The organism is Pirellulales bacterium, from assembly GCA_036490175.1.
Lineage (GTDB): Bacteria > Planctomycetota > Planctomycetia > Pirellulales > JACPPG01 > JACPPG01.
On record DASXEJ010000303.1, the window covers coordinates 1 to 12,454 of the forward strand.

Below are 12,454 nucleotides of genomic sequence, written 5' to 3' on the forward strand. Positions count from 1 at the left end.
GGTTGGCATCAAGGCATCTTAAACTGCTGCTGCCCTCATTCCGCTTGGGCAAGCGATCGGCGTGCATTGTCGGCCGTTCGCTTGCCCAAGCGGAATGAGGGCAGCAGCAGTTTAAGATGCCTTGATGCCAACCCCTCTCCCCACCCGCCGCCGCGCATCCCACAGCCGTCGGATCGTTGGGATTATGGGGATGGTCATCGGTGGCGGTATGCTTATACGCATGCTCCCGAGCAACGTGCTGGTTTATGCGGTCTCGGGTGCGTTGCTTATCGCCGCAGCGATATTGCTGATCATTCCTCGCCGGTAGGGGATGCAGGCCATGCCCCAAGCTTCCTACACCCGCCGGCACTGGTTCCAGTTCTCGCTGGGGTCGATGTTCTTGCTGACGACCATCTTCGCCATATGGCTGGGTTGCGAGTTAAAGATAATACGTGACCGCAGTGCAATGCGCAAATGGATCAATGAGAACGGCGGCTCAGCTATGATGCAGAAGGACACCCGCGATTGGCTTCCGGGGAAGGAAACAATTAGCGCAATTCGCATCTGGCTTGGGGACGGCACGATCAGCATGCTGTCGATGCCTCCCAACGCAAACATTACTATGAAAAGGCGGATTCAAGCACTTTTCCCGGAGTTGCGAATGAACCTGCCATCGGATGGTTCAAGGCAACACGGCAATGATGAATCAACTTCCGTGCCAATCCCGTCCTATGCTCCGAGCGTAGGAGGATTGGTAATCTAGTGTTTCTTCGCGCCAGTACAATTTCGGGACTGGGCAACGAGGGATTCGATTCAAAGAAGGCGGCAATTGATGAACCGGCAACCCTGGAAACTACTTGTCAGGTACTAAAGTATTCGACTTGGGGCAAAGAACAGATCGACGACAGGCAGCAACAACTAGCTGATTTGGCGATAGGCATTTGGTCACTAGAGGTGCGATAATCAGCAGTAACCGGGGGAGTCGAACCCAGCCAGTTGCCCGGTCCATCCGTTCGCTTATAAGGCGAGTGCGCCACCAAGACGCTGGCCGCGATCCTGGCTGCCAACCGGCCACGGCCGGCAACAGCCTGAACTAATGGCGCCGACGATTCCGATAGGTTCGCCGCATGGCCATCGCTCCGCCCACCCGACGCCGGTGGTTCCAGTTTGGGCTGGGGACGTTATTCGTGATGCTAACGGCCCTGACGATTTGCCTGTCACTGGCACGCCGACCGATCGCAGACCGAAGGATGTTCTTGAAATGGGTCGTACAAAACGGCGGCTTTGTCACAACGGTCGTCGAGTCACGTGACTCTCCCGGACCTCGCGAAGTAAGTATCCCGGCTTGGCAGCGCTTGTTTGGTGATGAAGCAATTGCGCACGTAGTCATACCGATAAACGCAACCGAAGCCGAGTGGGTGCGAGGGCGACAGCTTTTCCCGGAAGCACAATGGTGGGGAGGCGCGGCAAGAGCGAAAAGGGAACGGGAGAGAGAAAGAAACGGTGACGATGGCGCTGAGCAGCAACGCTAATCAAATCTTGTAGCAGTCGACAAGACCGGCGGATTGAAACGACCAGCTCCAGACATGACCGGTACGACCCGCCATTTCGCTCGGGCTGTAGATCGTATTGGCGTTACGGTATTCCTTGATGATCTGGCGGCACTTCACGTAGAGGCCGAAGGCCAGATCAACGGCCTCAGGATAGACCTGGATGTCCATCGAGACACGATTGTCATCGCGGCTGGCCGCAGCGGGCGAGAGGCCGCCCTGCAACTGGCCGCGATCGCTCACGACGAATTGGCGCTGCCGAAACGTCGGGATGACGTCGCGCTCTCTAGGTGGCGGCATGGATGCTGCCGCTCGGTCCCTACCCATATTTCCATCTGACACAGTGCCATGACCCGCGACCACCAGCACAACCGGGACTCTAACGCCGACGACCTCTGATTGTCGTCGATTGCAGCCGATCCTGGGCCGGCATTGCTGTCGCTCCCGGGGCACCCTGGTCCGCTGGCGGCAATGATTTGCAACGTCAGTAATCCCCCGGCGACAATTACGTTGCCCCCCGGCGGGCTGAGTCTCGCCAACCTACCGCATCGCCCCCGACCACACGGTCAATCCATGCCGACCTTAAAGGGGGTGCCGGCCGTCGTCAGTGAGGGCTCTGCGACGGCGTTTCGGCAGGGGCGCATAATCCGCGTTAGCCGCTTTGCACTCCCATTCGCCCGTACTTATAATCCACCGGTCCGAATTGTTGCCCAGGCGATCGCTCGGGCCGGGTGGCCGCTATTCTCTTCTCGCGGTCGACTCGGCCGGCACAGTATGTCGAAGTCCGTGGCGGCAGTTCGTGGTGCTTCTCTTGTTGGTTCGATCGGGCCGTGGCGGGCTTGTTCGTCTCAATGTCCGTCCCGCTTTCTTACTGAGGAGTGATCCCCGATGTGGATTCCCAAATGGGTCAGGGACCGAAAAAAGGGCGTCAATTCTGCCATCCCGACGCAGGTCGTCTCGAATGAGGAATTCATTCCTCGCCCGCAGACCGCTAAGCAAAAACAGGTTGAATACCTGATCAACACCATGGGCGAGGAGAACGCCAAGCGTCTGGGCATGGAGCGCCGCGCGTTCATGGCTAGCAGCATGGGTCTGGCCACTTGCTTCCTGGCCAGCAACAAAGTTTTCGGCAATTACTGGGACGTCGACGAAGCCGAGACGATGGAGCCCGGCGCGTACGAGGACAAGTACCCCAAAAGCGAATACTTCATCATCGACGTGCAGTCCCACTTTACGAACGGCATTGCGATCGGCTTCCGCAATCAAGAGTTCGTGAAGAACATGGGATTTAAGCTGGACGACACGGACGAGTCGTACGCCTTCCCGAACTTCGTCAAGGAAATGTACTTCGACAGCGAGACGTCAATGCTCGTCATCTCGGGCGTGCCCGGGCGCGAGACGCACGTCGATCGCAAGGGAAACAAGGTCGAAGGACCGAAGCGCGGTGGCGGCGTGTTGCCCAGTTGGTTGATGTCGGCCCGCAAGAAAGACATCAACGAAATGGCCGGCAGCCAGCGGGCCCTGTGCCAAGGCAACTGTGCGCCCAATCACTATTGGGACATGAAGACCAACACCCAGGACAAAGTCGCGCTCTTCGAGCAGATGGAGCGCGAAATGAAGATGTACGGCATCGATTCCTGGAAGTGGTATTGCCATACCGACCCGGGTCGCTCGGGCAACGGTTTCCAACTGGACGACGAGAAGCTGACCTACCCCTTCTACGAAAAATCGAAGGAGTTGGGTATGAAGCGGATCAGCGTCCACAAGGGTTTTTCGTATCAGTCAAAAACGCTAGGGCACCTGGCGAATCCGAAAGACGTCGAGAAAGCCGCGCTCGATCATCCCGACCTGACGTTCGTCATCTATCACTCGGCCATGCAGCATGCGCCGGGTATCGAGCAGGATGCACTGCTTGAGAAGTACGATCCGAAGACCGGCGATTTCGCCTGGCACGACGTGTTGATGAAGATCAAGGAACGCAATCCGCAGATCAACAACGTCTATCCCGAGATCGGTTCCAGCTTTGGCACGCTAGTAGTCTTCCAGCCCGAGATGTGCCAGCATTTGATCGGCAAGAACGTGAAGACGTACGGGTCCGATCACGTGGTGTGGGGAACGGATTGCTTGTGGTGGGGTTCGCCGCAATGGGTGATCGACGCCTTTAAGCGCTTCCAGATCACGGATGAAATGTGCGAGAAGTTCGGCTACAAGAAGCTGACCAAGGAAGACAAGGCGAATATCTTCGGGCTGAACGCCGCGAAGATTTACAACGTCGATCCGAAGGAGCAGCGCAAGAACATTCCCAAGGACGAACTTTCAAAGCTAAAGGTTGCCTACGACCATTTTGGCGGCACGCGCGAAAACGCCGCTTATGGCTGGGTACGCGACGACGTGAATAGCTAAGTTGGGCAACAATATACTTGACTCAGTGTTGACCGGCCCCTAGCGTGGGGGTATTATCGCCTCCGATGGCCGGCTCAAACAAGGATGAATTTCCGCCTCTGCTTCCGGATGGCTTTCACGTCATGACCGCGTCGGAGCTTCGTGCTCTAGCAGTCGATGAAAAGCGATTCCCTGGGTCATCGTCGCGTGCCGCACTGATGGGGCGCCTCGAACACATTATCGCGGTTCTACGTGAGAAACGAATAGACGGGGAGCTTTGGATCGATGGTAGCTTTCTTACCGAGAAAATCGATCCCGATGACATTGACATCAGCCTTCGCATACAGGCTGCTGCATATGACAACGGCAGCCCGGACCAAGTCCAGACGATTGATTGGATGACTGGGCTTTGGCAAACCGATTCCATTGACGGATACCTGCATTTGGAGTGGCCAATCGGTCATCCGAATCATTCAGTCGGCCTTGGTAATTTCGAGTATTGGAAACGTCAATGGGGCCGCGGTCGGAACGGCACACCGAAGGGAATCGTTGTGGTAAACTTGGCTCTAGGTGAGCCATGAGCGTACTTCTAGAACTTGCCGACAAGCTGCGGGACACGACGGATGCGATTGCGCATCACGAGCGTGCGCTGTCGGCATCTCCGTCGCCATCGCTTGAGGCGAGCCTACGGTCGCTGCGGAAGCGCATGAGCGTGCTTGAAACGCAGTTTGCGGAACTTGCAGCCGGCCAAGGTGTCGACGTTTGTAGGTATCGCTTTTTCGCTGATCTTGTGCGTGCGACCGTCAATCCGGTGTGCCACGCACTGATACACTTTCAGGCGGCTTACTCGCTCGCCTACGATGCGATCAAGAACACACCCAAAAAGGTCGCGCGTCTGGGCGCCGACATTCTCGAAGAGACAACCTTCGGAGTCGGCTATTCCTTTCAGGGATCGTTGGGCATTGTCCTTACGTTCGATAACAAGCGCCTCGATTTGTTTGAGAGCGTAATGGACGAGGCAATGTCGGCCATCTTTGAGCTTGCGCATGCCCAAACATCCGAGGACGTTGCCAAGCATGGCAAGCGGCTAGGTGCACCTACTGTGCGCGCAGTATATCAGTGGGCCAATGATCATGTGCAGTATGGACTGGGCGCAGATATTAAGTGGGTACGCGGCGAGACGTTGAAGAGCAGCCTGTTCATGGAAAGCAAATCTCTTGGGCGCCTCATAGAAGTACTCAATAGCACAAGCGAAACGCACTCGGAAACCATTATCGTTACAGGAATGTTTGCCGGTGGCGAGCATGCTGCTCGTCATCGATTCCACTTCATTGCCGACGACGGCGCTGACATCAAGGGATCGTATACGACCGCAATCAGCGAAGACAATCCTGTGCAGTGGCCGAAACGATACCGTGCGCATATTGAGAAGACGACGCAAATTTACTACACGTCTGATAAAGAGGAATCTGCGTCATACGTCTTGCTGCGCCTTGAATCCGTCAACTAGGCGCGCTTCTTCTTTTTGCGTCTCTTGTTCGCGTCGTATCGCTGCACGTTCTTATCCAGCGCGGCCTTTGGCACTTCCAGCAGCCCCTTCGCAAGCTCCTCGAACTGCCGGTATTCCGTTGGTTTGTCGGTTTTCTTTGCGGCCATGCGTTAGGTCTCTTTATATGACCAGTTACATATCTAGGTGCTTCTGCCCGTCTGACTTTTTTGCTTTTGCCCGCGGCGCTTTCTTAAAGGTACGAAGGTCTCGCGTTGGCGGGAAGTCTGGCCGCGTTCCGTCCAAGAGTTCGCCCACGGTCATGATCTGGACGCGCGGATGCTTGGTCGGATCGCCATGCCCCCACGTAGACGTGTAGAAGCCGCTGCTCGCCGCTTCCTTGCGCATTGGCGCCGTTGGCTGCTGCATTGTTATCAGTACGCCGATCGCGGCCTTCTCGCGATCCAAGACGCCAACGAGGTCTCGGACATGTGCAGGACCGGTATGCCCGGCCTTAACCGAAAATATGATCTGTTTCGTATTACCGCTTTCTGCCTCATCGTGAAAGAAAAGGCGCCCGTCGATCCCTCGATCCGCGCCCTTCTTTTGCTCAACAGGCCGCGCCCCGACAAGACCCAGCGCCCACCATTGAAACTGGTACGGATCATCGTGGGCCAACTGTTCTGCGTCTTCCACTGATACCGGTTCGCCAATCACCTTATATTTGACCGTCTCACCATATGCAGTCTGGAGACGGTGCTTGATGAGTGAGATAGCGAGGTTAGTAATGTCGATTCCGATCCATTTGCGACCTAGTTTCTGCGCGGCAGCAATCGTGGTGCCGCATCCGCAAAATGGATCAAGAATTGTGTCGCCTTCCTTACTACTAGCATTGATGATTCGCTCTAAAAGCGCTTCAGGCTTTTGGGTTGGATAACCTAGTCGCTCTTGTGCCATAGCGTTAATAGGCGGGATATCGTCCCAGACGTTATTTATTGGCATACCTTGCCGTTCGTCCAGATATCTCCGCGCTTGTATTCTGCCATCTTTTTTCTTTGGGAATTCAAGCAATCCATCTGCGTCCATTTGCTTCATTTTTTCAAGTGATACCGCCCACCCGTTGGGGTGTGGTTTGTGTCCTTTGTAGTCGTAGGTCAAGTTCGGTCTTGGATGCGGACTCCTCATATCGGACAAGCGATAAATGCGCCCTGCGGCATCGACGTGACGATACTTCGATTCGATGTATTTTGGATCGTATGATTTGAACTGCCGGAAGAATGGAGCCACTGAAGATTTGACGTAGTAGAAGATGCAGTCTGACACGATCCCAAAATTACGGCGTGCGTCATTATGGGACGTTGTACGTTTCCAAATTATTTCGCTCCGAAAGTTCTCGGGCGAGAAAACAGCGTCGAGAAGAACCTTTAAGTAATGGCTCGCTGTCTGATCGCAATGCAGGTAGATCGCGCCGGTTGATTTTAAAGTGCGTCTCAGTTGCACTAGCCGCGGCGCCATCATCGCAAGGTATGCCAACATGTCGTTGTTGCCGAGCGCTTGACGCATAGCCTGCATCGCCAACGACACTTGCTCTCCAGACTCGACAACCTCCTGATATGCGGCAGCGGCGCCCTGATCCCACTTCCATGTATCCTCGAACACTTGGATCTGCGCGGCCGAGCGACTGCCGTCTTGCTCGGCAAAAAGTACGTTGTAATTCTGGTCGCTCTTGAATGGCGGATCGAGATAGACGAGATCGACAGACTCGTCATCAACGTAGCGGCGCAGTACGTCTAGATTGTCGCCGTAGTAAAGATGATTCACTTGGCCCCTAGCCTTCCGTGGCAGTTAGTTCTTTGAACGTGACTCGCTTGCCAATGATACCGATCATGGCCTCTAGGAAGCGACTGCAATCATTGCCTTGTCGCTTATTGAATCGGAAAGTTTGCTCGTCCAGGTAGCGGAATAGGTGGAATGGCTGGACGCTGACATAAGTGCCCTTGATGCCTCTCTTGAGCAGCGACCAGAAGTTCTCCAGGCCATTCGTATGAATCTTGCCATCGACGTAGCACTCTGCATGGTCGATCACCTGATGGGCGTATTCGTCGCTTAGCCCCTCGTACGATTTGAGGGCATCGGTGAACACCTCCGCTCCCCGATAGACATTTGCTCGCACTTCCGGCTGCAACGAACGACGCTTTGTGTTGGGCATGACCTTCGTGCGAACTTCGCCGTGCCGCTCCAGCAGCCCCATTACCACAGCCTTGCCGACGGTCCCGGTGCCCTTGGCCTTGCGCTTGCCCGGATGCATGTTGCGGGCCTTACCGCCGATAAACGTCTCGTCAACTTCCACTTCGCCAGCCAGGAACTTATTGAACGATCCGGTCTGCATTGCAAGGCGAATCCGGTGTAGCATGAACCAAGCTGTCTTTTGCGTGACACCCAACGACCGAGCAAGCTCATGGCTGCTTACGCCATTCTTGCTGTTCGCAATTAGCCAGACGGCCGGGAGCCACTTGTCCATTCCAAGCGGGCTATCCTCGAAGATCGTGCCCAGCTTTACGCTGAACTGCTTCTGGCATCCCTTGCACTGCCAAGTGCGGCGAGTCTTGATGAAACCGACCTTTTTGCAGTCGCAGCGGGGACAAGTCACTTCGCCATTCGACCATCGCATTGATACCATGAAGTCATGGCAAACCTGCGGATCAGAGAAATGTCGGATGGCCTCGACCAGCGTTTTCGGTAGCGATTTGGTATCCATGCCCGCAGTTTAGCGGGTTTTCGTCACTGAGTCAAGTATATTGTTACCCTAAGTTGCGTCCATAATGACCGATTGTCTGCTGCGGGGTGGGTGTCGCTTGAGTAGCTAATGCGACGAAAATCTGGGCGTTCGCGCGTCAATAAGTTTATGACCGCGGACGCCCAGTTCGTTTCCCAACGCTGTCGGGCAGCGATTTTCTGGCGACGCCATTGACGCTTTTTAAATGGGGGCGCCGCTTGCCGTCAGGGTTGGCCTGTCCGCCTTAATGTGCCTGTCTCGTTGTGCGTTGTGCCCGGGTGCGCCGCATGGGATGCTGTGCGGGCGGAAGGGAATCGCACTCGCAGTGGGTGTCGGCCGCGCCATCGAGATCCTAGTTTGGCGTCCCTCCTCTATACATACGCGATGGACACAATCGTCTAATAATCAGCCGCTATGCTAGCCTGGCAATCGAACGACATTTAACGTCACCTGGAGTTTTTCATCATGCAGCGACGGCATTTTGTTCCCGTGGCGCTAGCCTGGCTGGCCATCACCTTTGTTTGCGCCACCTCTCCAAGCGTCTCGCCGGCGGCCGAAGTGGTACGTCTTTCGCAAGAGACATGGGACGATGCCGCGCCGCAAGGCAAGGAAGTCGACTGCATCTATGGCGACTGGATGCTGCGCAACGATCGCGTGGTGGCGGTCATCGCCGAGGCCATTGCCAAGCGCAACGCGAATATGACGGTCCGCAACGTGCGCGGGTCGGTGATAGATCTCACAGCGCGCAACGATCAAAACGATCAGCTCAGCGCTTACTACCCGCTCAACGCTCAATACGAGTTGGTGGGGCCGCTGGCCAGCGACGGAACCCTACTCGAAAAAGCGCCTGTCGGTCAGGAAAAAGAGGCAACGCTGATGTTTCGCGGTCCGGCAGCCGACAAGCTGTCGACCGCGGAGGTAACCTACGTCTTGCCTGAGGGGGCCCGTTGGCTGAAGATTATCACGCGCGTGACGAGCACCAGTGATAAGCCCCTGGAACTGAGCATCGGCGACGCCATTCGCGCCGACGGCGAATTTGATTTTGGCAGGGTAGACGATCTTGGTCTGTTTTGGGCCTACGATTCGTTTTGGCGGCAGGCTTATGGCGCTGTGATCCTCGATCCGGCCTGGCGATTCGTGCCCAATGCGACCAAACGCGGCGAACACCCCGAATTGCGGATCGCCAGTGCGTCAACGGCGGCACCGCTTGCGCCGGGCGAAATCCGCGAAACGGTTCGCTACCTGTTTCCCGCCGCTAATACGCTGGATGTCTTGGCGATCGCGCGGGAGCTGCGCGGCGAGTCGCTGCTGAAGGTGGAGCTTTCGGTCAATGATTCTCAGGGCGCTGTTGACGGTGCGGAGATCCAGGTAAAAACGGCTGCTGGCGAACCTATCGCGCACGGCCGTACCGATGCCAAAGGCCAGTTGTCGACGCGATTGCCAGCCGGGAGCTATCAGGTAGTTGCGAGCGCTCTAGGACGGGGCGAGAAAGCTGTGACCTTGGATGCCGCGCGGGATGTTCGCCAAAGCATCGAACTGCCAACCGCGGGCTACGTGGTCGCCAAGATCGTCGGCCTGGGCGGTGCGGAAACGGCCTGCAAGGTGCAGTTTCGCGGTCGCAACGGCACGGCCGATCCTAACTTCGGGCCGGACAGCGCGATTCACGGAGTGCGCAATCTCTATTATTCGCAGGATGGCAAATTTCGCGTCCCTCTCGATCCGGGCGAGTACGACGTGATTCTCAGCTATGGACCAGAATTCGACGCGGTCTTTACCACCGTTTCTGTCGAGCGCGGTAAAGACACGCCGCTGACCGCCGAGCTGAAACGCACCGTCGACACCAAGGGCTGGCTCAGTGCCGACTTCCATAGCCACTCGACCCCGTCGGGCGACAATACGTCGAGCCAGCGTGGGCGGGTCCTGAATCTGCTGGCCGAGCATATCGAGTTCGCGCCCTGCACGGAGCATAACCGCATCACGGTGTACGACCCGCACCTGGAGTTTTTTGCCGCACGGCAAAAAATGCTGAGCTGTCCGGGCATGGAGCTTACGGGCCGACCGCTGCCGATCAATCATCAAAACGCGTTTCCGCTGACTCCTCATCCGCGCACACAAGACGGCGGTGCGCCGTTGTCGGACATCGATCCGGTCGTGCAGATCGAGCGGTTGGCGATGTGGGAGAATGGGTCGGACAAGCTGGTGCAGATCAATCATCCGAATATTGTGCAAATGGTCGCCGACCGTGATCTGGATGGTTCTGCCGACGGCGGCTTCGAGAAGATGTTCAGCTTCATGGACGTCGTGGAAGTGCATCCGCTCGATACGATCTTCTCGCAGCCGACGAAGCTACCGACCGAGCGCGAGGAGGGGAATCGCATCTTTCACTGGCTGCAGCTGCTGAACCTCGGCTACCGCGTGCCGGGCGTGGTGAACACCGACGCGCATTGGAACTTTCACGGATCCGGCGGCATGCGTAATTTTATAAAGTCTTCGACTGACGATCCGGCACAGGCGTCGGTGCCGACGCTCGTGCACACCTGCGAGCACGGCAACATCATGATGACCAATGGGCCGTTTCTAGAAGTGCAAGCCAAGGCTGACCAGGGGAACGACACCGCCGCGGTTGGCGAGGACCTGGCCGCGCCGGGCGGCAAGCTGCACTTGCAGGTGCGCGTGCAGTGCCCCAACTGGTTGGAGGTGAATCGGGTGCAAGTATTCGTCAACGGCAAGCCAGAGCCGAAATGGAATTACACTCGGCGCACGCATCCCGATAAATTCCACCAGGCCACCGTCGTCTTCGCCGAGGATTTGCCGATCGCGCTCGAAGCCGATGCCCACTTGATCGTCGCCTGTGCTGGCGAAGGGAAAGAAGTGGGCCCGATCATGGGTCCGTACTTCGGCAAAATCATGCCCACGGCGGTAGGCAACCCAATCTTTGTCGACATCGCGGGTGACGGCTTTCAGCCAAACGGCGATATGCTGGGCTTGCCTTTGCCGCTTGAGCCCGGGTTCAAACCCTCGAAGCCGCATCAGCACAAGCATTGAGGCGGATGCCGATTGCCGTGGTGCCACGAGCGTTGCACCTCGTCGCCCGAGCGCGCAAACTGCATGCAGCGGGAGTCGTCGTCTAGGAAATCAACATGCTCGCCAATGTTCAGCGTATTCGCTGGTGTTTTTGCCTGACGATCGCGTTGCTGGCGGTCGTGATGTCGCGGGCTATCTGGGTAGCACCGCGGCAGTTCGCGCGCGCTGCCGAAGAGCCAGCGGCGACCAAAAGTATCGATCCCGCGGCGTGGGGGACCGATCACGTGGGCGAGCCGCTGCCTGAATACATGGAAAGTGGCGAATGCCTGTTCTGCCACCGCAATGAGGTCGGGGTCACCTGGGGCAAAAACAAGCACAACCGTACGATTCGCGAAGCCGAGCCGAAAGAGCCTGCCGTCATCGCCCTGCGTGCGGACCCAGCCGCCAAGGAAATTGCCGAGCAGGTCGAATTGATCATGGGAGACTCCCGCAGCAATCGTTTTCTCAAGCGGGCGGCGGCCTACGGCAAACTAGAGATGCTTTCGACGGGCGCCGTCCTGTCGCGGACGGGACGGGCGCGGCTGGATCGAACCGACAAGCTGCATTGGGATGCCGAGATTTTCGCGAAAGAGTGTGCTGGCTGCCATGCCACGGCCGTCGATCCCGAGACGCACGCGTTCGCTGCCCTGTCGCTCGATTGTTACACCTGCCATGGCGACTCGCCGGCCGAACATGCCAACGATCCGAAGATGATGCCACTTGCCAAAGTTCGCCACGACTCGGCGGCTGCGGTGACTTCGATTTGCGCACAATGTCACATTCGCTTCGGCAAGTCGAAATCATCGGGTCGGCCCTATCCGAATAACTTCGTGGCGGGCGATAATCTGTTCAAGGATTTTCAGGTCGACTGGGCTTTGGCCGACGACCCGAAAATCAATCCGGCCGATCGGCATGTGCTGGACAATGTGCGCAACGTCGTGTTGCACGGGCAGGAGACGATGACCTGCCTCAGCTGCCACGAGGTACACATCGGTTCGACCAAACGCCATCGCGATGTGCCGGACCAGAAGTATTGCCTGCACTGTCACGAGGCAGGCAAGTCCAAAAAGGAACACATCCCGTACGAGATTCACAGTTCTCGCTGTAAATACTAATTACACATCGCGGAACTCGGAACGATAAACGCGTCGGTTGTTAACGTCGTGTCTTCTCCGCTGTGTCCATTCCACTGTGTCCGCTCCACCGTCTCTTTTCCGT

General features: G+C 56.9%; 11 protein-coding genes. 7 read left to right on the plus strand and 4 right to left on the minus strand.

The window, feature by feature from the left end; translation table 11 throughout:
• Window positions 1-319: 319 nt before the first annotated feature.
• Both VGG64_22920 and VGG64_22925 read left to right on the plus strand, forming a co-directional pair.
• On the plus strand, window positions 320-742 hold the full coding sequence (locus tag VGG64_22920) for a hypothetical protein (protein HEY1602474.1): 423 nt from the start codon (window positions 320-322) through the stop codon (window positions 740-742).
• Window positions 742-942, plus strand: coding sequence for a DUF1524 domain-containing protein (locus tag VGG64_22925; protein HEY1602475.1), 201 nt, complete (start codon window positions 742-744; stop codon window positions 940-942). The genes VGG64_22920 and VGG64_22925 overlap by 1 nt, the downstream gene beginning before the upstream one ends.
• Before the next feature lie 569 nt (window positions 943-1,511).
• On the opposite strand, the gene VGG64_22930 is transcribed toward VGG64_22925, so the two are convergent.
• Window positions 1,512-1,829 (minus strand): hypothetical protein, encoded by a 318-nt coding sequence (locus tag VGG64_22930; GenBank protein HEY1602476.1) that lies wholly within the window; start codon window positions 1,827-1,829, stop codon window positions 1,512-1,514.
• 588 nt (window positions 1,830-2,417) lie between these two features.
• Here VGG64_22930 and VGG64_22935 point away from each other — a divergent pair.
• The 3 genes from VGG64_22935 to VGG64_22945 all read left to right on the plus strand — a co-directional run bounded on the left by VGG64_22935 (window position 2,418) and on the right by VGG64_22945 (window position 5,421).
• On the plus strand, window positions 2,418-3,932 hold the full coding sequence (locus VGG64_22935; GenBank protein ID HEY1602477.1) for an amidohydrolase family protein: 1,515 nt from the start codon (window positions 2,418-2,420) through the stop codon (window positions 3,930-3,932).
• Window positions 3,933-3,997: 65 nt separating this feature from the next.
• Window positions 3,998-4,492, plus strand: coding sequence for a hypothetical protein (locus VGG64_22940; GenBank protein ID HEY1602478.1), 495 nt, complete (start codon window positions 3,998-4,000; stop codon window positions 4,490-4,492).
• Window positions 4,493-4,617: 125 nt separating this feature from the next.
• Window positions 4,618-5,421 (plus strand): hypothetical protein, encoded by an 804-nt coding sequence (locus VGG64_22945; GenBank protein HEY1602479.1) that lies wholly within the window; start codon window positions 4,618-4,620, stop codon window positions 5,419-5,421.
• On the opposite strand, the gene VGG64_22950 is transcribed toward VGG64_22945, so the two are convergent.
• The 3 genes from VGG64_22950 to VGG64_22960 are packed head-to-tail and all read right to left on the minus strand — an operon-like array spanning window position 5,418 to window position 8,155.
• Complete coding sequence (locus VGG64_22950) at window positions 5,418-5,567, minus strand: hypothetical protein (GenBank protein ID HEY1602480.1); 150 nt, start codon at window positions 5,565-5,567, stop codon at window positions 5,418-5,420. The two genes, VGG64_22945 and VGG64_22950, sit on opposite strands and share 4 nt — an antisense overlap.
• Before the next feature lie 25 nt (window positions 5,568-5,592).
• Window positions 5,593-7,218 (minus strand): DNA methyltransferase, encoded by a 1,626-nt coding sequence (locus VGG64_22955; GenBank protein HEY1602481.1) that lies wholly within the window; start codon window positions 7,216-7,218, stop codon window positions 5,593-5,595.
• A 7-nt stretch (window positions 7,219-7,225) separates the two neighbouring features.
• Complete coding sequence (locus tag VGG64_22960) at window positions 7,226-8,155, minus strand: IS1595 family transposase (GenBank protein HEY1602482.1); 930 nt, start codon at window positions 8,153-8,155, stop codon at window positions 7,226-7,228.
• A 483-nt stretch (window positions 8,156-8,638) separates the two neighbouring features.
• Between VGG64_22960 and VGG64_22965 the strand changes: the two genes are divergently transcribed.
• Window positions 8,639-11,218, plus strand: a complete 2,580-nt coding sequence (locus tag VGG64_22965) for a CehA/McbA family metallohydrolase (GenBank protein HEY1602483.1) — start codon at window positions 8,639-8,641, stop codon at window positions 11,216-11,218.
• Window positions 11,219-11,313: 95 nt separating this feature from the next.
• Complete coding sequence (locus VGG64_22970; GenBank protein HEY1602484.1) at window positions 11,314-12,351, plus strand: hypothetical protein; 1,038 nt, start codon at window positions 11,314-11,316, stop codon at window positions 12,349-12,351.
• Window positions 12,352-12,454 lie beyond the last annotated feature (103 nt).

What these genes read in the sequence shown, in the direction of transcription:
- VGG64_22920 (HEY1602474.1), top strand. Translation starts at nt 320, where the DNA reads ATGCCCCAAGCTTCCTACACCCGCCGGCACTGGTTCCAGTTCTCGCTG.
- VGG64_22930 (HEY1602476.1), bottom strand. Translation starts at nt 1,829, where the DNA reads ATGCCGCCACCTAGAGAGCGCGACGTCATCCCGACGTTTCGGCAGCGC.
- VGG64_22935 (HEY1602477.1), top strand. Translation starts at nt 2,418, where the DNA reads ATGTGGATTCCCAAATGGGTCAGGGACCGAAAAAAGGGCGTCAATTCT.
- VGG64_22940 (HEY1602478.1), top strand. Translation starts at nt 3,998, where the DNA reads ATGGCCGGCTCAAACAAGGATGAATTTCCGCCTCTGCTTCCGGATGGC.
- VGG64_22945 (HEY1602479.1), top strand. Translation starts at nt 4,618, where the DNA reads ATGAGCGTGCTTGAAACGCAGTTTGCGGAACTTGCAGCCGGCCAAGGT.
- VGG64_22950 (HEY1602480.1), bottom strand. Translation starts at nt 5,567, where the DNA reads ATGGCCGCAAAGAAAACCGACAAACCAACGGAATACCGGCAGTTCGAG.
- VGG64_22960 (HEY1602482.1), bottom strand. Translation starts at nt 8,155, where the DNA reads ATGGATACCAAATCGCTACCGAAAACGCTGGTCGAGGCCATCCGACAT.
- VGG64_22965 (HEY1602483.1), top strand. Translation starts at nt 8,639, where the DNA reads ATGCAGCGACGGCATTTTGTTCCCGTGGCGCTAGCCTGGCTGGCCATC.
- VGG64_22970 (HEY1602484.1), top strand. Translation starts at nt 11,314, where the DNA reads ATGCTCGCCAATGTTCAGCGTATTCGCTGGTGTTTTTGCCTGACGATC.